This is a genomic window from Oceanospirillum sediminis, assembly GCF_014164585.1.
Taxonomy (GTDB): Bacteria; Pseudomonadota; Gammaproteobacteria; order Pseudomonadales; family Halomonadaceae; genus Oceanospirillum; species Oceanospirillum sediminis.
Genome location: NZ_JACJFM010000042.1, coordinates 23,517 through 41,953, shown reverse-complemented (window position 1 = coordinate 41,953; position 18,437 = coordinate 23,517). Strand labels below are relative to the sequence as shown.

29 protein-coding genes are annotated in these 18,437 nt (G+C 46.6%); 11 read left to right on the top strand and 18 right to left on the bottom strand.

The window, feature by feature from the left end; all coding sequences use genetic code 11:
* Positions 1-86: 86 nt before the first annotated feature.
* From H4O21_RS20970 to H4O21_RS20925, 10 genes are all read right to left on the bottom strand, one after another.
* Positions 87-530: a phage terminase large subunit family protein gene (locus H4O21_RS20970; protein ID WP_182810855.1), complete on the bottom strand. Its 444-nt coding sequence runs from the start codon at positions 528-530 to the stop codon at positions 87-89.
* Positions 457-1,122, bottom strand: a complete 666-nt coding sequence (locus H4O21_RS20965; protein WP_182810854.1) for a hypothetical protein — start codon at positions 1,120-1,122, stop codon at positions 457-459. Before H4O21_RS20965 ends, H4O21_RS20970 begins: the two co-directional genes overlap by 74 nt.
* 281 nt (positions 1,123-1,403) lie before the next feature.
* Positions 1,404-1,682: a hypothetical protein gene (locus H4O21_RS20960; protein WP_182810853.1), complete on the bottom strand. Its 279-nt coding sequence runs from the start codon at positions 1,680-1,682 to the stop codon at positions 1,404-1,406.
* The gene (locus H4O21_RS20955) at positions 1,670-2,218 is read right to left on the bottom strand and encodes a hypothetical protein (protein WP_182810852.1); all 549 of its coding nucleotides are present in this window, start codon (positions 2,216-2,218) and stop codon (positions 1,670-1,672) included. Before H4O21_RS20955 ends, H4O21_RS20960 begins: the two co-directional genes overlap by 13 nt.
* The gene (locus tag H4O21_RS20950) at positions 2,218-2,487 is read right to left on the bottom strand and encodes a hypothetical protein (RefSeq protein WP_182810851.1); all 270 of its coding nucleotides are present in this window, start codon (positions 2,485-2,487) and stop codon (positions 2,218-2,220) included. The genes H4O21_RS20955 and H4O21_RS20950 overlap by 1 nt, the downstream gene beginning before the upstream one ends.
* A gap of 246 nt (positions 2,488-2,733) precedes the next feature.
* On the bottom strand, positions 2,734-3,186 hold the full coding sequence (locus H4O21_RS20945) for a hypothetical protein (RefSeq protein WP_182810850.1): 453 nt from the start codon (positions 3,184-3,186) through the stop codon (positions 2,734-2,736).
* Positions 3,173-3,763: a replication protein P gene (locus H4O21_RS20940; RefSeq protein WP_255487403.1), complete on the bottom strand. Its 591-nt coding sequence runs from the start codon at positions 3,761-3,763 to the stop codon at positions 3,173-3,175. The genes H4O21_RS20945 and H4O21_RS20940 overlap by 14 nt, the downstream gene beginning before the upstream one ends.
* Before the next feature lie 16 nt (positions 3,764-3,779).
* Positions 3,780-5,027, bottom strand: coding sequence for a DnaT-like ssDNA-binding domain-containing protein (locus H4O21_RS20935; RefSeq protein WP_182810848.1), 1,248 nt, complete (start codon positions 5,025-5,027; stop codon positions 3,780-3,782).
* A 148-nt stretch (positions 5,028-5,175) separates the two neighbouring features.
* Entirely contained in the window at positions 5,176-5,655 is a 480-nt protein-coding gene (locus tag H4O21_RS20930; protein ID WP_182810847.1) for a phage regulatory CII family protein, read from the bottom strand.
* A gap of 27 nt (positions 5,656-5,682) precedes the next feature.
* Complete coding sequence (locus H4O21_RS20925) at positions 5,683-5,874, bottom strand: Cro/CI family transcriptional regulator (protein WP_182810846.1); 192 nt, start codon at positions 5,872-5,874, stop codon at positions 5,683-5,685.
* Between the two features lie 94 nt (positions 5,875-5,968).
* Between H4O21_RS20925 and H4O21_RS20920 the strand changes: the two genes are divergently transcribed.
* Positions 5,969-6,604: a LexA family protein gene (locus H4O21_RS20920; protein WP_182810845.1), complete on the top strand. Its 636-nt coding sequence runs from the start codon at positions 5,969-5,971 to the stop codon at positions 6,602-6,604.
* Positions 6,605-6,857: 253 nt separating this feature from the next.
* Here the strand turns inward: H4O21_RS20920 and H4O21_RS20915 are convergent, their stop codons facing one another.
* The 6 genes from H4O21_RS20915 to H4O21_RS20890 all read right to left on the bottom strand — a co-directional run bounded on the left by H4O21_RS20915 (position 6,858) and on the right by H4O21_RS20890 (position 11,039).
* A complete protein-coding gene (locus H4O21_RS20915; RefSeq protein WP_182810844.1) occupies positions 6,858-7,595 on the bottom strand; it encodes a hypothetical protein in 738 nt (245 codons plus the stop codon).
* Positions 7,596-7,755: 160 nt separating this feature from the next.
* Positions 7,756-9,450, bottom strand: coding sequence for a DUF2326 domain-containing protein (locus tag H4O21_RS20910; RefSeq protein ID WP_182810843.1), 1,695 nt, complete (start codon positions 9,448-9,450; stop codon positions 7,756-7,758).
* Positions 9,437-9,670: an ABC-three component system middle component 6 gene (locus tag H4O21_RS20905; RefSeq protein ID WP_182810842.1), complete on the bottom strand. Its 234-nt coding sequence runs from the start codon at positions 9,668-9,670 to the stop codon at positions 9,437-9,439. The genes H4O21_RS20910 and H4O21_RS20905 overlap by 14 nt, the downstream gene beginning before the upstream one ends.
* Entirely contained in the window at positions 9,667-10,203 is a 537-nt protein-coding gene (locus tag H4O21_RS20900) for a hypothetical protein (RefSeq protein WP_182810841.1), read from the bottom strand. The genes H4O21_RS20905 and H4O21_RS20900 overlap by 4 nt, the downstream gene beginning before the upstream one ends.
* Positions 10,200-10,496 carry a hypothetical protein gene (locus tag H4O21_RS20895; protein ID WP_182810840.1) on the bottom strand — a complete coding sequence of 99 codons (297 nt, stop codon included), beginning with the start codon at positions 10,494-10,496 and terminating at the stop codon, positions 10,200-10,202. Before H4O21_RS20895 ends, H4O21_RS20900 begins: the two co-directional genes overlap by 4 nt.
* Positions 10,497-10,853: 357 nt before the next feature.
* Positions 10,854-11,039, bottom strand: coding sequence for a hypothetical protein (locus tag H4O21_RS20890; protein ID WP_182810839.1), 186 nt, complete (start codon positions 11,037-11,039; stop codon positions 10,854-10,856).
* 181 nt (positions 11,040-11,220) lie between these two features.
* On the opposite strand from H4O21_RS20890, the gene H4O21_RS20885 reads away from it, so the two are divergent.
* From H4O21_RS20885 to H4O21_RS20840, 10 genes are all read left to right on the top strand, one after another.
* A complete protein-coding gene (locus H4O21_RS20885) occupies positions 11,221-11,442 on the top strand; it encodes a hypothetical protein (protein WP_182810838.1) in 222 nt (73 codons plus the stop codon).
* 102 nt (positions 11,443-11,544) lie between these two features.
* Positions 11,545-12,369, top strand: a complete 825-nt coding sequence (locus tag H4O21_RS20880) for a hypothetical protein (protein ID WP_182810837.1) — start codon at positions 11,545-11,547, stop codon at positions 12,367-12,369.
* 12 nt (positions 12,370-12,381) lie between these two features.
* On the top strand, positions 12,382-12,660 hold the full coding sequence (locus tag H4O21_RS20875; protein WP_182810836.1) for a hypothetical protein: 279 nt from the start codon (positions 12,382-12,384) through the stop codon (positions 12,658-12,660).
* Positions 12,657-13,166, top strand: coding sequence for a hypothetical protein (locus H4O21_RS20870; protein WP_182810835.1), 510 nt, complete (start codon positions 12,657-12,659; stop codon positions 13,164-13,166). Before H4O21_RS20875 ends, H4O21_RS20870 begins: the two co-directional genes overlap by 4 nt.
* On the top strand, positions 13,157-13,507 hold the full coding sequence (locus H4O21_RS20865; RefSeq protein WP_182810834.1) for a hypothetical protein: 351 nt from the start codon (positions 13,157-13,159) through the stop codon (positions 13,505-13,507). Before H4O21_RS20870 ends, H4O21_RS20865 begins: the two co-directional genes overlap by 10 nt.
* Entirely contained in the window at positions 13,485-13,664 is a 180-nt protein-coding gene (locus H4O21_RS20860; protein ID WP_182808868.1) for a hypothetical protein, read from the top strand. Before H4O21_RS20865 ends, H4O21_RS20860 begins: the two co-directional genes overlap by 23 nt.
* A gap of 81 nt (positions 13,665-13,745) precedes the next feature.
* Entirely contained in the window at positions 13,746-13,979 is a 234-nt protein-coding gene (locus H4O21_RS20855) for a hypothetical protein (RefSeq protein ID WP_182810833.1), read from the top strand.
* On the top strand, positions 13,976-14,275 hold the full coding sequence (locus tag H4O21_RS20850; protein ID WP_182810832.1) for a phage antirepressor KilAC domain-containing protein: 300 nt from the start codon (positions 13,976-13,978) through the stop codon (positions 14,273-14,275). The genes H4O21_RS20855 and H4O21_RS20850 overlap by 4 nt, the downstream gene beginning before the upstream one ends.
* A gap of 1 nt (position 14,276) precedes the next feature.
* Positions 14,277-14,576: an excisionase gene (locus tag H4O21_RS20845; protein WP_182810831.1), complete on the top strand. Its 300-nt coding sequence runs from the start codon at positions 14,277-14,279 to the stop codon at positions 14,574-14,576.
* On the top strand, positions 14,560-15,759 hold the full coding sequence (locus H4O21_RS20840) for a tyrosine-type recombinase/integrase (RefSeq protein WP_182810830.1): 1,200 nt from the start codon (positions 14,560-14,562) through the stop codon (positions 15,757-15,759). The genes H4O21_RS20845 and H4O21_RS20840 overlap by 17 nt, the downstream gene beginning before the upstream one ends.
* A gap of 95 nt (positions 15,760-15,854) precedes the next feature.
* Here H4O21_RS20840 and H4O21_RS20835 read toward each other — a convergent pair whose 3' ends face one another.
* Both H4O21_RS20835 and H4O21_RS20830 read right to left on the bottom strand, forming a co-directional pair.
* The gene (locus H4O21_RS20835; RefSeq protein ID WP_182810829.1) at positions 15,855-17,309 is read right to left on the bottom strand and encodes a nickel-dependent hydrogenase large subunit; all 1,455 of its coding nucleotides are present in this window, start codon (positions 17,307-17,309) and stop codon (positions 15,855-15,857) included.
* Positions 17,310-17,382: 73 nt separating this feature from the next.
* Complete coding sequence (locus H4O21_RS20830; RefSeq protein ID WP_255487402.1) at positions 17,383-18,429, bottom strand: NADH-quinone oxidoreductase subunit B family protein; 1,047 nt, start codon at positions 18,427-18,429, stop codon at positions 17,383-17,385.
* Positions 18,430-18,437 lie beyond the last annotated feature (8 nt).

Genomic DNA, 18,437 nt, shown 5'->3' with positions numbered 1-18,437 from the left:
TGCTCTTCAATGTCTGTTGCTATGCATAAACTGACAGATCTCAACTATTCGTCAAGGTAGCAAATAGTTGAGAGCGGGCTGAATAGTTACCCGCCATCAAACTTTTTAAGATCCCAGCGGTTGCCGGATTTAGGCGAGGTAGAGAAGTCGATGCATTCCGCCACAGCGCGGGTGGCTTCCCCGGCCATAACCAGTTTTTCATCGTGCAGGGCTTTGCCGTCGCCAGCTTTGGCAAACAGCATCATGATAGGACAGGGTCGGTAACGGGCTTCGACCACACGCTTGAAGATGTAGCCGAGAATAAAAAAGGTCCAGCCGATTTGCGCTGCTTTCATCAGATCCACTTCATCAACGTCAGGATCGTCCAGTGCCAGCGCCACGCCCAGAAAGTAAGGCGCGTTGCGAAAATCGTACTCACCAAAGTCTGGCAGTACGTATTCCGCTTCCATAAATTCTTTAGTCGGGTAATGCTTCGCCGGTCGGAACAGCTCCGCTGCCATCTTCAGCAGATGCAATAAGTTTTCCGACAAAGTTTCTGATTCGCTCAGTTGCAGTTCCAGCATGTTTCTCCCTCAGTTCAGGCGAAATCTTAATGCCGTGCTGCTGCTCAATCTCTGTCACCATCTCTTCAACAGACTGAGTAAACTTCCGGTTGGCATAACTGGCCCAGTCGGTTAACAGAGACTGAGCTTCTTCAAGATTGACCAGACTGCCCAGCTTCTCGTGATACTGCAGCCGGTACAGCGCGGTTTTCGCCGTTTTCTCTTCAATGGTGGCTTGCGCCATGTTGTTCTGATGATCTGCGCCACGGCCTGCGGCGACTTCTGATAAATGACCATGCAGCTCTTTCAGCCAGCTATGGTAAGAACCGCCAGAGGTCAGCACGCCGGATTGCACATAACGACTGATGGACTGTTGTGAGCATCCCAGCAAACGGGCAAATCCGGTCTGGCTGGCCTGTGCTGTCAGATCATAATTTTTTGGATCAGTACCGCCTTTCAGCAACTGACCTTTCGCCAGCGCTTCTGATGCCCTGGCCACTTTGCTGTCTAAATCAGCAGGTTCGGACTCAGTCACTGAATCAGTCTTAGCAGACTCCGGTTTGATCTCCGATTGACTCATATTGTCTCTCCTGTTTATCAAAAGAATGGATCAGAGGATTACCACTACACTCCCCCCTACAGGTCGTATAAATAGAAAAAGTTCGCGGATCGTAGCCCCGTATAAAGCGGTAAGCTCTGAAAGGACCCGCGCTTTTCTGGAGAAAGAAAAACAGGGCAGGGACGGTGCCATCGTTCACATTCACCCCTCGGGTGATCATTCTTTGAGACGTTCCACCGTATGCCCAGTGCTGAGATTCCCGCTCAGCCCGGCCTGATCAAGGGTCTTTTCCGGTGAGCACGTTAGCGATCCGGCAGCGTCTGATCTGTTCTGACAGGGATCAGCTCATCAATAGCCTGCTCGACTTTCGTTCTCAGTGTGGATTCTGTTTCACGTATCAGCGCCCGGCCACCCGCTGTGCGGATATGCTCCAGAGCCTTTTTCATTTTTGCTTCACCTTTGAAGCCGGTGTCTTCAGCGATCATCACGCCTTCAAACACTGCTTCACGCAGCTGACGATCCATTGCGGTACGCAGCAGCAGTCGGGCGACAATCACACCCAGAGTTTTCAGCCAGCCCATTGCAGACCTCCCAGTAATTCCCAGAATTGACGACGCTCATCAGCCGAGCGCATCGGGTAGATGTAATCACCGTTGTTCCGCATCCAGACAGTGCGCTTGTCGCGGCAGTCCAGATGCAGCATCGGTTCCGGTTTGCCCGAAGGCCCTGTGATATCCAGATAGATGCCGATGCCACCCCAGAAGCGACAACCCATCGCCACCATAAAGGCATGACGAATATCACACTGAGGGAACACATCACCGCCATCACTCAGGCGGTTGAAGGCATAGTGGCGACTGGTGGGTGAGCCATCTTTACGGAACCAGCCACCGGGCAGAGGGGAAGGGATAACAGGGTACTTCAGAATATCGCGGAAGCCCTCCAGATTGAGGACCAGTTCCGCTTCAATGTGATCCAGCACACCGTCGGGGAATTCATCCGCATCAAAGTGTTCCAGATCATCAAAGTCCAGCAGACTGGCGGCATCCGGTGCGCCCGGTACCCGTGTTCGGATCAGCGTAATGCCGTGATCCTCAGCAGTGGATTCCATCACCATCAGCCGCTCCCCCGCTCTACACGATCCAGACGCTGCTCCACCCGTTGCAGGCGGAAGTTCAGGTTCTGTACCTCAGCCCCGACACCTTTCAGCTGATCCAGACTCTCTTTCATCACCCCCATCCGTTCATCCAGTCGGGTCAGCGTTTCCAGCCCTTCAGAGGCTTTACTGCCTCCCCAACTGAGAAGGGCCACCACTGCCATAACCAGTACGGTTTGCAGATGTCGTTCAAAGCCACTGACTTTGCCCGATTTCTCTTTCACTTCCATTGAGACCACCAAATTGCAGACATAAAAAAACCCGGCACGGGGGCCGGGTTGGAATCGTCATTTGCACAGCAAGTTTTGACTTAGCCAAATTACAGACATAAAAAAACCCGAAGGGTTCCTTCGGGTTTTGTCTCGACGCACGAAAACGACGATGCCTGAACTCTAATGCCTGAGTTTCATTTGTGTCAAACTCTTTTTTAGTGCACAGGGTAAAAAATACACCTGAATCACTCTGTAAGCCCCACGTTAAGCCGTTTGAAGAAAAAATAATATTTTTTCATGGGCTGACCACAAACGTCTGTAAAACGTCACAGCTCCACATCCACACTTGCTGGCCTTCTCCTGTTTTGTTGAAATCTGATCCATGTACTGAACCTCTACCGCCATACGCAGTTTGTCCGGCAGCTTAGATACCGCCTGATCCGTATCGAAGATCTCATCCGGCATACTGCCTGCTGACGGATTGGTGCTGCTGATCAGGTGCCCACCTGTAGACATCATTCTGGCAATCATGGTCGTACCCGCAACCTCAGTGCAGCCCTGTCCATCGTTCGCCATTCGCCACTGTCCCCAGGCATCCAGACGGCGGTCGATGGACGGGATTAACTTAGTTCGCTTGCCTGGTCCCTTTCGATCCTCACTGGCTGACCACGCCCGGCCCTTAATCATTTTTCGATCATCCAGATCACATGCTCCCATGCGTTCCTCCTGTTGATTCCGTTGGACTGGCCTGCTTCATACCCAGCATGGCCTTAAGCTCTGCAATACGTGTCAGAGCGGTTTGTTTCTCTTGTTCGGTGCGGGTTTTCTCACCGCCTTTGTGTTCCAGTGTCCGACTGTTGGGCTTAGGGATTTCCAGCTGAGCACCCGACACCACCTGCCGGAACAAGACCTCATAAGCCGAATCAAACCGGGTACGAACACCACTCAACGTCCGCTGCAGGTCATGCCAGCCTGCCTGCTTACCTGCGAAGTACACCGCCGGATGACTCCAGCGAAAGCCCTGGTTATTCGGATCATGGGATTTCTGGCAGGCTTCCAGATACGCCGCTTCCGGATCGGGCATACCCAGCTCAGCAAAGTCCGGGATGCAACACTCCAGAAACTCCGCCAGATTGGGCGGCATCTTGTACCGGGCTTTACTGCGTTCGACGGCAGCATCCAGCTCCTCATCCGAGTACTTAGCCAGGTCGTTATGCCACTCGTTTTTAGCCACCTGCAATGCCTCCGGCACCGGCCAGCGGCTAGTCCAGATATGGCCGTAAATCCCCTGCATCCGCATGAAGAACGCATCAATTCGCCTCGGGGCCTGCCGGGTAATACTGCTCGTATCCTGCTGAGGTGATGTCATGGCCTGGGGAAAATTCACCGTTCTGACCGTGTTGCACTGGCCCTGAGGTGAACTGGCCGGTAATGAGTTCGCCGCCTCCTGCTGAGGCATCATCCGGGCCAGACCATCCCTGACCGTCATACGGCCCGTGCGGTCCGCTGGTGGCCTGATCTGCGTAGTAGTCCCATGCTCCGGCGCAACTTTCGGCATGGAGCTGGGCCGCTGATTTAGGTTTCTCAGAATGTCCTGATTGTTTCGCATAACCAAACTCCGTGTTATCCGTGTTAAACACACCACGACGTATGCCGCGCTGCAGATGCTGAGCCAGTTTGTTTTCCCACAGGCTCTGGGTAAGAACCGTTTCCGGTCGGGCCATCCAGTAGCAGACAAAATCTCTGACTTCATCGCTCAGAATGTGAGGATCAAGACGGGCCAGAAGCAAACCTCGCTTCTCGCACTTTTCGACAAAAATGGCCTGCAGCTCCCACTCTGCAAACATCACAAAGCGCTGGCGGGTATCTCCTGTTGGGCTGGAAAAAACGTCACTCTGTCTGGACGCGCTGCTGGCTGCGAATGCAGCAGTACTCTCTGAAGTATTCTTTGCTGTAATCTCTGTATATAGATTGCAGGATTCTGCAAACTGGGATGCCGAATCCTGCAAACAAGATGCTGAATCCTGCAAACTGGCGTTTTTATTAGGTTTTTCCGGCAAATCAGGGGGTATTACCGGCTCAGGCTGCGCGATGATTGCTGAATCCTGCAAACTGTTGATTTCACTGGCTTTTTTATCAGGCTCAGCCATGATTGCAGAATCCTGCAAACTGCTGTTTTTACGGGCTTTTTTCTTAGCAGCAACAGGCAGAGAATTACCCTTTGCCAGCTCAAGAATCAGCTCAGACAGACGCTCCAGATTCAGCCGGAAGAACATCTTAGCCGGTCGTCCCTGTCGCTTTTCTTCCAGCAGACCCACGGCCTTTAAATCACGCCGGGCACGATCCTGTTCCGACCGTGACAGACGGGTCTCTTCCGTCCACTGCGCCCCGGTTTTATAGAACCAGCCCGCGCGCTCAGCCGCGATACGACCACCGGTAGACCAGTAGTACGCCTGACTCAGAAACACGCCTCCGACGGTAGAACCCGCCACATCGCGAAAGACCGGATGAAACGCAATAGTGCGCTCTAACAGCGTTGTAATTAATGCAGCACTCATAACCAGAACCCTCCTTTCGGGCACAAAAAAGCTCCCTGCAGCCCGAACGGCACAGTGAAAACAAAAGAAAATGTGAAAAGAAAAAAATGGCCCGTTATGGGCCGGAATGGATATTCATAAAAATCAGCCAGTCAGATTAATCGCCACCTCACCCCATAAACCGTTCAGCCAATGTATTCAGCATCCTCAACTGACGCTGCGCATCATGTACCGCTGCCTTAATCCGCCTGGCCTCCTGCGAATCCACCCGGCCATCCTCTAACGCCTTAACCAGCTCCTGAATCGACTGGTTAGCCGCATCCATCACACTGGCCCCGTGGCCCAGCACATCAATATCACCCGGAGCTTCCCGCACCTCATCCAACCAATGCCAGGTGGCTCCCATCTCGTGACACAGGGCAGACAGAATCCGGGGATCTCGCGTGACCTGCCCAATGGCTGCCGCCTCATCGGCATTTAACAAATGCGTCGTGACATTGGCATTCAGCTTATTGGCCAGCGTGCGGGGATTAATACCAATCGCCTCAGCCACTGCTGCGGCCTTACCTTCAAACTCATACACCGCGTGATAACACGCCTGCGACAGCGACAACGTACCGCCGTCATGCTCCCTGGCTCTGGAACCCATGTGCTCAGTCTCCTATTCTGTTACGTATCAGTGATTATCAGAGGCGCGCATACTCGGCCGATCTGCCATTAAACGACCATTGGTAATGTGCTCGATCTGAAAAGCCCTAAGCGGCGGGATACACTCATCCCATTGAGACACCGCAGACCGGGAGACGCCCAGCGCCTTTGCCAGCTTTGCGGCACTACCGAAGTAATCGATGGCTGTTTTTTTGTTCATGACGCCTCCAATCCATACTTGACTTTTAACGTTAAGTAAAATTGACAACGTTGTCAACATTACTAATCAAGACAATCGTTAAGATTGCTTAACTATGATTAATGAACGTATTAAGCAAAGGCGAAAGGAACTGGGCCTGACCCAGCAAGACATCGCTAACAAGCTGAAAATCACAAAAGCCAGTATCAGCCTTTGGGAAAATGGAAGTACTCAACCCAAGGGAGAGAATCTTTTTGCTCTCAGCAAAGTACTGAACTGCTCTCAGGAATGGTTGCTGTATGGCAAAGGTGATATTAAACCCGCCAGTGAAATTGAATCTAACGTAGCGCCCGGACCTGAGATCAAGAGACGATTACCTCTTGTGAACTGGGTGCAAGCAGGGACATGGACGCCTATTGTGGAAGCTGATCCAAGCGAGATAGAAAGCTACCCTTGCCCGGTAGCCTGTAGCGAACGATCCTATGTGCTAAGAGTACAGGGAGCCAGCATGGAACCTGAATTTCGTGATGGAGACCTGATCTTTGTTGACCCGGAAGCCCAATGGAAACACGGATCGTACATCGTCGTAAGAATGGATGACGACAACTCAGCCACCTTCAAGCAACTGATCATTGAATCCGGTAAGAAATACCTCAAACCTCTGAATCCAAACTGGCCAGAGCAAATCATCTCAATCAACGGCAACTGTACCATTGAGGGCGTAGTTATCTTCTCTGGCCGAACCTTCTGAATCTCTTCTCAAATCAGTCTGTTAAGTTTCAGGCTGATTTCTTAACAAAATAAAATCAAGTTTTCTAAATATTTTGCTTGACTCAAATAATAAAGATAACTTAACTTAATTAGCAGAACACGGCTGCACTGGCAGCTCGCTCTTTAACAATGCAGATTTCAGATGTAAAAACCCCGCCCGGAGTTGGCCGGGCGGGGTTAACTAATATAGCCAATCATAGAATTAGGAGCATCAAAACATAATACGTATCAAGCTACTTACTACGACAGTCCTTACTTTTACGTTCATCGTATAAAGCTGCAAGCTCTATTTTTTTTGTTTTCCACTTATTAAGAGATAAAGAAAAATAATGTATCTCGCCTATAAATTTTTGCTGAAGCCTCTTGTCTTCTTCTCCCTTAATTCTGTCCATATAGAAAGAGTCGCTCTTAGAGTGAATAATATAATAGTAGCAAACAAAATTACCAGTTATATCATACCTATAAATCATTGAAAAATAATCATAAGATTTTTTTATTCTATAAGAATCAAATTCTTCACTTATGATGTAAGACCTATTCCAACTTTCTTTTTTACTAGCTTCTCGAAATTTATTTTCTAAATCTTGGTGATCATTTTTTTTATGTCTTATACTATTACCTTTAACGTATTCTGCTATATTTAAAATATTAGAAGACTCTTTATTCGGCATATGGTATTCAATATAATCTATAAATATATCACCTTTGCTTTTATTTATTATTGTATATGAAAAGTCTTGTCTTAAGTTTTTTATTTCAAATGAGTCATAAGGCATTACATGATACCTTATTTCATCTATATTTGTAATAGCATATATTATGCCGCTTAGCAATAAACCAATACTTGCTCCATGTTTAGATAACATGGAAAAAGCACCAAAAATTCTATTTTGTCTTTTATGGCAAACTTTACATATTTTTGCTTGTTTCGCTATCAACTCACCACACGCTATACATCTCTTAACTTCCATATTTAAATACTCTTTAATCTATAATAAAAAAATTAAAGTAACTATTTAATAATATTAGTAAGCACTTTGAATGCAGAGATAGCTTCCTGCTAGACGGTACTTTTTGAGTATCGAGTGACCCTAAAGCTGGTGTGAGGCCCAGCCAGAGTGCTTACTAATTTTATATTTTAAAAAACTTATCTATTTCTGATAGTTCAAGAATTTTGGATTTACTCAATATACCAGAAAAATCAGAATCAGCTATTTTATCTCTTAGAAGCGCAACAATATATTGTCCATTCATTTCTGATGCATACTCAAAGATACTGAGAATCTGTTTTTTATCAACATCCTCTATACTATCGTGAAAAATGAAAGTTGGCCTTTTCAGCTGGCTTTCATTAATAAAGTCAATATACGCAAAATCAAAGGCGCTTATTTCTCCTTTCTTCTTACCGCCAGTAGAATTAGGTGATTTATTTGCAATATGTATTTTACTTTTTTTATCACTAGGATCAGCCATCTTAAGTTTATAGCTTTCTCCGTAAAAGATATGACTTATCCGTGAGAAATGTTTATTAAACATCTCTAAGTATTTATCAAAAAGAGATGATAAGTCAGTTATCTCCACTGCTATTCTTTTAAGACGTTTTTCAAGCAACTCTTTTTCACTTTTGGTATCTTCTATTTTAGATATTGAAGATTTTACTGATGCAAGTTCATCTTTAATTTTGGCAAGCTCATCCATAGCTGTAACAATCGAATCAAGTACTGCAGGTTCTTTTACTTTTTCAAAGACTTCTTGCTCGCGCTGATATGCAAGTTCTATCAAAGCATTTAAATTATTCAGCTCTTCTCTTTTCTTCACCAAGTCTCTTTCTATAAGATGATGTTTATTTTTAATAAGAGCATCATGAAATATAGTCAGCTCTAGATAGGATCGCTTTAGCTCTGAGCTTAAGGCCGCACCTGCATCAGAATATATTTCAGCCAGCTCTTTTCCTTGAAACTCAACAGAGCTTTTCATTAATCTCGAAATTGATCTTTCTGAGTATGATATTTTAGATTCAACATTCGATATTTTAATTACTAATTCTGATATTTCATCTCGAATACTTTTTAAAGCATTAACATTACCCGCCTCTGTTCCAGAGAAATCAAAGTTCATAATACGCTGCTTAGCCGCTTGTTCTCTTTCTTCTACAGGTCTTAATAGCCTATAAAGAACGTCCTCAGTATGAGGTGTCCTATAAGCGGTAAGATTATTTTTTTTCTGACTAATCTCTTTTTTTACCAAAGAACGCTCTAATAATAAATCAAGATTATTAAACCCATATAAAAAGCGATACATTTCATCATATTCATCTTTTTTAACATACCTGTTTAGCATGTTAACTGTATTCTGCATTTTCCTATTATTATTTCTTACGAATCTATTTGCTAAATGCCTTATTGAAGGCTTAGAGTGAAAGATACCAAATATTTCTGAAGATAGAATATCAGTATACTTTTCTAAAGTAACTTCAGTTTTATCCACATAATAGTTGCACTCTTTAACTTTTACCTCCAAGCTACGAGACAAAGTTCTTCTCTTTTTATTAAAACCCTGAAACTCCAACTCTACTATAATTTTATTAAGAACAATAAACTCGTAAACATCAGGTATAACATTGCCAAATTCCGGTTCAGAATATATATCTTCACCATCAGAAAGAAATATGTAATCGACTAATCTGGAAAGGGTTGACTTACCAACACTATTACCTGTTGAGCTATTACTGTCACCCAAGTCAACTATAATATTAAGCCCTTTTCTAAACTTAACCTGCCTGAGCTGACTACCATTTTTATATACGGTTAGGCTATTCAGTTGCATATTCTAAAAATCCCTCTTCATTCAACACGACAACTCCTGCAAGAAACAGCCAGTCTAATGAGTATACAAATACCTCATAAGATATTTTGAACTTCTTATTTGCTGAGTAAAAAAGCTCTTCAATATCAAAGAACAACTGATCGCCCTGCTTCATTTGTAAAATAATGAAGGCACCTATAGATATAAGGTTAGCCTTTGGATCAGAGTCAATTGTAATCATCTGGGATTTTCCAAAACGACGCATTCAATGATACAGTAACTCACTATTTCATAAACACCTTGCTCTAACTCTTCAATATAATAGCCATCCTGAAGGTTTCCAGACATTTTCACCATATTTAATGTTTGCTGAATTACACTAGTGACAATTTCATCAGAAAATTCTTTCAGTCTATCAATATCAAAAGGTCTTGTCTTAATATTAAATTCTGATAAAGCTTTCTGGTAAAATGTTTTCATTTGCTTTTTTAACTTTTCTCCGCCCTTGTTATAAGAACGATTGAACTCAGAGACAGTGTCATCAATTAGATTGTAGTGATCAACATATAAATCAAAAAGCCAGTCATGATTATTCAAATCATTAAACGTTATCTTTTCATCAATATCAAATGGAGACCGATTTAAATCGGCATCACTATCACCATCAAGAGCAATAATTTCGATGAGTCGCCCTAGCAAAGACCCTCTTTGTCTAGGAGCATTATTTATTTCAACCTTATTTCTGGCATTAGCGATATATACACCTTGAGTCATTGAATATTCCTGTTATCAATACTTATGGGCCCATTGGCATCTTGTATATATTGAGATCTTTCGCCAAGCTTTACTTCATTTGATACATTGCGCTCATCAAAATGTATTTTAATTCTTTTAAAGTCTTGATTGATTTGATTGAAATCCTGCTTAAAAAAAATCAACTCTTTTTTTATTTTATTAACTCTGATGCTTTGCCAAATAGCAATCACTCCAGCAATCAAAGATATTACATAGCCTAATAATTTAATGAACGTATTATCTAAAAAAGCATCAATAAACTGAAAATCCATTACCCCTCCTAAGCAGAATGCTGACAAAACAGCTCTCAGTAATCGCAAGGCTATGCCAAAGCAATATCAGCTTAATATCATAAGAAAGTCTTTAATTATTAACATGTAATAATTTTTAATCAATTTACAATTAATCTGAATAGAACTAAAAATACCTGATATAAAAACTCAGATTTCATATATCACAGAGGCTTCAGGCATTAATGAGACGCTTTTTGTCGCAAGATTTTTTTTTATTAAAAAGAGAGAACTACAGCGTATGGTGGATCACACCCCGAGTGGTCTTTCATGGCCCTGGCTAATCGCCGATCCTTTCGGTCTGATGTCCTTGTTTGCATGACACTGTCCTATCCGTGGTTAGTCATCCCTGCGTTCAGAGTTATGTTTTCTGTCATCTTCTATATCCCATTCCCGCATCAACAGAATGCAGGAGCCTACAAAGGCCGCTGGAATCAGGCTGTCTGTAAACGGCATGTCTATTAACAGATAGAAGAACAGAAACAGGCTTATCATCGTACTGATAATGAAGAGTCGAATTTTCATAACTATTCCTTGTACGTGGGCAAGAGAATCCCTTTTCTCTTGTACCGTTTCAGATTAGCAGGTTTTTCTGATCATCAGTGTAAGACTTTGTCTTGGTCTTTCTGCCGTTTTCCCACCAGCGTATTGCCCCGCCTGCCGTTCCATTTCTCCGGTGGGTTGGGGCCTTTTTAAGGAGCATGTTATGGAACCCAGTCTCGTTAATCTGATTCATCTGAGAGATAAGGAGCAGGCCTATCGGGATAAAGCCTATGCCTCAGACGATAGCTTTGTCCGGGATCACTTGCTGATGCAGGCCGACACCATTAAGGCAAGGCATACAGAGATGCAGCGGGTTATGAGCGATAAGCCAAACCCGGTACTACTGGAGCTAAAACACAGGGAGGAACAGTTGAGTTTGTTTTAACCCCTATCCCCGCCTTTTCTAGCTAACCATTTGTTTTTAAAGCCTCATTTTTATGAGTAAAACCGGAACCATCCATTTACTGTCGCTATTAAGGAGCCGTCTATGCGCCTGATCTGGCTGATCACCACCGCTGTACTCTTTACCGCCAGCAGCTATTTCAGCGTGCGTCTGTTGCTGCAACTAGCGGATGATACCGCTACCGGCATCGCTTATGGTGCCGTAGCCATCGCACTGGCTCTGGTTCAGTATGCCGCCCTGCCTTATGGCATCCGGGGCTGGAGTCAGGGCAGGCACTTCTCTGCAGGCATTTACTTTGTCACCTGGGCATTACTGACTCTGCTCAGCATCGCGGCCAGTGCCGGTGCCCTGATTGGTGATACCCAACAGCAACAACATCTACAGCATACCGGTAGCCTGGAATATCAGCTGCTCACCAGCCAGATTCAGCAACTGCAGGCGCAGGCCAGCAGCATTCAGACCACGGCTAAAACCGATAGCGAGAACGGCTATCGCAGCCGGGCTTTAAAAACACTGGATAAACTCCCGGCCATTCAGGATCAGATCTCAGCATTACGCCTGCAGTTGAGTACTTTACCGGCCAGTAGTAACACGGCGGCATCCGCCCTTTTTGAACGTATCGCCAGACAGCTGAATGCCGATCCGGATCAGGTGATGACCGGTGCTTATCTTCTGGTAGCGGTACTGATTGAGCTGGCGTTAACGGTGTCGGTCTCTGCCCTGTCAGAGGGTATGGCCATAAAAACAAAAGATCATTCACCCAAAAAATTTCGGATACAAAAAAATACCGAACAAATAAGAGCACCCTCCATCCCCACACCAACGATTAACAAAACCGAACCGGGCACTTTTACTGCCCAACTTAAATCACTGATCAGGCCGCCGGATGGTCGGCCCGTTACCAGTTAGAGGAAAATATTAATGAACCACGCTTTCGAAATAGAAGAACTGGCCGCTCTGGCCTGCACCGACACAACAGACGCAGCAGAAAAAGTTGAATGTATTCACACACTTCTGGAAGAGAAATACGGCATCGATCTGGAGCTGTACCAGAGAATTGCAGAAGACCTGCTGCCGTTCACTACCCTGATCAGGACCGCCGTTGACAACCAGTACTATCACGCCTTTGTCAATTACGAAACACAATCAACCATCATCCGCTGCCCACCATCAAAGCAAGCACAGGAGCATATCAAATGACTATAAAACCTGAACCAGTTACCCGAGATGAAGAAGGCTGGTGGACTCACACTGATCTTCCTAACTGGGGTGAAAGCGCCACAAAAGAAGAAATCGAACAATGGGGCAAAGAACAAGACATCATAGTCTGGACAGCATACTTTGAGGACCAGGTCACTCAAGAGCAGAAAGACAGATGGTTCACACAAGGCGATGTATCTGTACTCAAAGAGTGGACCCCAGATATTCCTGAAGGCCATTTCCTGCTTTCAATCTCTGACACAGAAGATCACGGCCCTGTAGCACTAACCGCCCTTCCTCTTGATGTCTTAGAAAAACAGATAGCACAAACACCTCCGGAACAAATCGAAAACCTACCCCCAAGCACTCTGTCCATCGCGCTTCAACAGGAGAAAGATTGCCTCGTAGATTATTACCTTGAAGAAGACTGCCCATATAAAGGATTTAACTACATATGCCTGATAGCACTGATCAATGGAAAGCTAAAGGAAATAGAATGTCTATAAAACCCGTACCCATCAAACGCGATCCCGATGGCCACTGGAAGCACCCCGGTCTTCCAGACTGGTCAGACGATACCCCCAGCCATGAGATGGAAGCCTGGGCCATGAGAAATAATCTGGAATCTCAGGTTATGGCCATTGGCCAACGCATCAAGACAAAAGTTATTGATCAGTGGCTGGCCGGGGATACCTCACACCCAGATGCACAGGCCCTGCAGAAAACAACACAGGGCTATTTCGTTGCAGCGGTCAGCAAGAGCGAAGACCAGGTGTTTCTCTGGCTGCTCAAACCCTCTCAAACCGAACAAGGAGTATCAGCAGATGAAGTTCACACCGCAGCTTGATCAACAGGGCAATTACTTCTGGTTAGTGGAACTGAGATGTTATCAGCGTCTGCTGATGGCAGAAGGCAACACCCTGAAAGAAGCCATTGAGAACAGCATGAAGCTGGTCGAAGAGATGGGTATTCAGGCCGCCCGGAGGAAGTTTCCCGCCTTATGATCTGCCCTGCTACCCCACACTCGTTTCATGACATCTGAAGCCCTGGCACCGACCGGGGCTTTTTAATACAAGGAAGACATTATGACTAAGACATTTAACCCTGCAATCACCCAATCCTCTGCCGCCATTTACGCCCACTCTGACGAAGAACTGGGACAGCATGGCATCCGCATCGGTCGCGCCCAGCTGGATGCCTTCCGTGACAGAAACAACTTTGTTTACTGGCCACTGCCCGGCAGCCGCCGCACTTATGACAAACAGCAGGCCATTCAAGCCGCTAAACGCATCAACCGTATGACAGGAGGCGACACATGAGCCAGCTGTCTGTCGAAGAGGCCGCCAAAAAGCTGCGCTTCCCCGGTGGCCGTAACGCGCTGTTCAAGTTTTTACGGGATCACGCTGGCTTTCAGGGCACGATCCCACCTTATCACCTGTGCTTTCACGGATTCTTTAAAGTGATCGACGGCCAGTACGAACGTGGCCGCCGCACCGTTTACACCCAGACCACCAAAGTGACCACGCAGGGGCTGACCTATATTGCCCAGCTGATGGAAAAGCACCCGCCAGAACCCGGCAAAACAGCCAGAGGAAAAAGAAAAAAGGAGGCCTGATATGGCGCATCAGAAACTGATCCCATTAGCGGAATGGGATGCTATGCACTTCTCACGTACTCACAGCCTTAACACACTGCGCAAGTGGGCCAGAGAAGGATATATTCAGCCGCCGCCTATACTGGTAGGCAGCCGGTATGAAGTCGCCCCGAACGCTCAATATGTGCCTATGAACAATTCACGTATTCAGCGGTTACGGGCAGCCAGACGCCTGCAGGGTGAGAATCTGCTGGAATCACTGACCGCTGCCCAGAATGACCCAGAGATGCTGGAGATATTAGGTCATGGCTGCACCACGTAAACGCAAAATCACATCGGTGCCGAATCTGTATGCCGAGATCGACAAGGTTGATGGTAAGTACAGATTCCGCTACCGGAATATTATGACCCGCAAACTCAGTCGATTAAAAACCCGCAGCCTTGAGGAAGCCGAACGTAAAGCCCAGCAACTGAATGCCATTATTGCTCAGCGTATTATTGATGATGAGGCCCGTCAGATTCTGGCGGGCGATAACAGCAACAGTATCACGATTGGCCGTATGCTGAAGATCTATCTGGAGGCATTAAACAAACGCGTTCAGGCGGGTGAGATTAAGCCCTCTACCGTGAAGGACCGGGAGTGGAAAACCGCTTACCTGAGAGATCACTACAGCAAGCATCGCCTGTCAGCTCTGACCACGCTTGAGATCAATAAGATCCTGAAGCATTACACCGACCGGGGTAAATCCCGTATGGCTCAGAGTGTGCGATCCATTCTGATCGACTTCTTTAACGAAGCGATCTCAGCCGGGCACTTTCCTGCAGATAAACCTAATCCGGCACAGGTGATACGCACCCCTCGGGTTAAGGTCAAACGTGCCCGCCTGACGCTGGAAGTGTTTATGCAGGTACTGGACTGGGCTAAACAGCATCAGCCTGCCCGAGCACACCGGGCCATGTTACTGGCTTTAATCTCTGGCCAGCGACGCGAAGACGTGGCCAATATCCGTTTATACCGGATTAACAGCCCGGATGCGTTAAACGATAAACGCCCCTCAGGCATTGTCACGATTGACGATCAGGACTATCTGGCTCTGATCCAGAAAAAGACGGGGAATAAATTGCTGTTACCACTGGCCCTGCGTCTGAATAGCATTGATATGAGTCTGAAAGAGATTCTGGAGCAATGCCGGGATGGTATCTCCAGTGAATATGCCATCCATCATAACCGGATTGCCGGGCAGGCCAGCCCCGGTGCTAAAGTCAGGCTGACAACCATTTCTCAGGAGTTTGCTAAGGCTGTGCGAGGCACCGGCATTAACTGGGGGAAAAGCGATCCGCCCACCTTCCATGAGATCCGTTCTTTAGCAGAGCGGGAATACAGCAAGCAGGGCGTGAATACTCAGTATCTGTTAGGCCATAAGCATAAGCGAATGACCGAGGTATACCACGATGCCCGTGGTCATGACTGGGTAAAACTGCCCTTGTCGGACACCACAATATAGTCCAGAGTATACCCTCTGGACTGAACAGGGTTTTGACAGAATATTGCCAGAATTTTGACAAAAATTTTAAGCCTTTGATTTTAAAAGATTATTTTTCAGTGAACCGTACAGACCATACAAGGATCAAAGCTTCGTACAATATGCTGAATCATAATATGCTGAGGATCATCATTCAGATTAACACCTTGCAGAGCCTTTTCCAGTGGACCGGGTTGTAACTGGCTATCTCTGGGTGAAAAATTCCAGGTTGTCGGAGCAATAATCTGATAATTTGTCAGCTTACCTTTACGAACACTGATCCAGTGTCCCAGGCTGCCCCTGGCGGCTTCCGTTAATCCGATACCATCACCATCGGGTAATTCAATGTCATGATGAAACGGAGCCTGAGTATCAATCTGCTGTAACCAGGACTGCATCAAAGGAACAACTCTGGCTAATTCCAGCATACGCCCAACCACACGATTGCGGACATTATTACCACTGTTGTTCATCAGGTTTTCTGCCAGAGGGTGTCCATCAATCACCTGACGGGCAAACGCTCCGGTTTCCATGACCATACCCGCCAGGCGAGGGGCTTTACACCATGAATATGCGCCTTCTTTTTCAGCAACAGGCTGAGTCTGTCCTTTAGCAGGAGACCGGGAGATATCCCCGATCAGCCAGCTATGGCTGATCTCTTCCTGAATGGCTGATATTTCCAGCTTCTGATAACCACTGCCTGGCAACCAGATGCCACGGGTAAATTCATTCTGATTGTCCAGAGCGTATGCTCCAAAGCTTAATAAACGATCGTAAGCCCTGCCTTTTCCAGACAAATCCAGTTGCTCGCTCAGCCATAGGAAGTGCTTAAAGTCTGCACGGTCATGTAGCCGCTCATCAGATTTCCAGTAACTTTCCAGAGCCTGTTCACTGTCAAGGGCAGAGAAAACCTCTAAAGGACAACCCAGTAACGTCCGCTCCAGAAAGCGTCGGAAATTTGCCAGAATCAGCTGCATTCTCAGGATCTCCTGAGCCTGCAAAGGCCGGGTGCTGCCACCAGGCTGTACACTCAGTGTATGTGGCCACTTACCAGCCAGATAACCCATCAGATGTAAAAACTCTGCCCTGGCCGGGAGTACATCGTTGACTGCCGATCCTTTTACAGCCATAAAGCGCTGAGCGATTACATCATGCCCGGATAAAAACCTGTAATGCTCCCGGGCAAAGTCTGGCATAAAAAACAGATAGAAGTGACTCAGATGATCGGCCAGGTTTTCAGCCGCCAGTGTCAGGTTACGGCATAATTCACCATTTCTGGGCGGCTTTACTCCGCTCAGTGCTGCAATCGCACCAGCTGAAGCAACGGATTGAGAAACAGAGCAGATACCACAAATACGCGGCACCATAACCAGCGCATCTAATGGCGATTTTCCCAGTAACATCTGTTCAAATCCGCGATATAGCGGAGAATTGACCTGAGCGGAAACGACCCGGTTATTTTCAATATCCAGATGAACTTCCAGATCACCCTCTACCCGGTTAAACGGGCCTAATGTAATACGCTGGCTCATAGTACGGCTAATTTGAGGTTATATTTTTATTTATTATTCTGCGATATAAAGCAGGTCACAAACCTGATTATGCTCAGGTTTTACGTTTTTTAGTATGCACGGTTGGTGCAATAATACGTACTTCTGACACGGCATTATCTTTCAGGCGAGGCGGTGTAGCTGCTTTAGATAAAGAGGCCAGGGCAACAAACCAGGCCTTGGGCATATCGGTTGGTAAACCAATAGGAATGCCTGCCAGTTTAGGCGTTTGCTGGAAATGATGTTTCGGATGTTCAAACTCAGGTGCCGTACAGTTAATACAGGCATACCCTCCTCGGGTACAGGAACCTTCGCCATTCCATAACCGTGTGTTGCAGTCCCCATGTGCCTGTGTGCCCAGGCATCCCAGATGCTCCATCATACATCCCTGATGGCCATGTTCTTCGGCGCTGGCCTTATATTCATAATACTCATTACGAGGGCAGCCATGATGTACCAGTTGTTCAGCATAATGTTTTGGTCTGTGATACAGGTCCAGAGTATCTGCAGATGCCTGCCCGGACACAAGCTGCATCAGTGTTTCTGTGACCCAGGAAGGGTGTACCGGGCATCCTGAAATATTCACCACCGACAGGCCTTCCCTTCCCTGGTAGTTCTCCCCCAGTAATCCGCCTTTATGTTCACCTTCAAACTGCAACCCGGTAGCCTCAGTCAGGTTGTCCTGTCCGGTATCAAAGCCACCAAATGCAGCACAACTGCCAATTGCCAGAGTATGCCCCGCCTTACCAGCCAGTTGACGCACCCAGTCAATCATAGGTAATCCGGTCCCACCCAGCACATGAAAACGCCCACTGCCACTCGGGCCTTGCAACATAGCGCCTTCGATACACAGCAGGTCCAGTGAAATTTTATCCTGCAGGATATCCTGTAATAATTGCTGAAATTCCTGATTGCTGGCTTCACTTAAAGAGGGATGCCAGAGCAGATTTACTCCCATCAACTCCAGGGTCGTCACAATATCCGGAGATTCTGCACACAACAGAGACATTGAGCAGCCCCCACAGCCTCCTGATTGCAGCCAGAGTAAATTTTTACCTTCTGAAAGATCGCCGAAAGATGAGGGCGTGTGAGCAGAAATCAATAATCAGG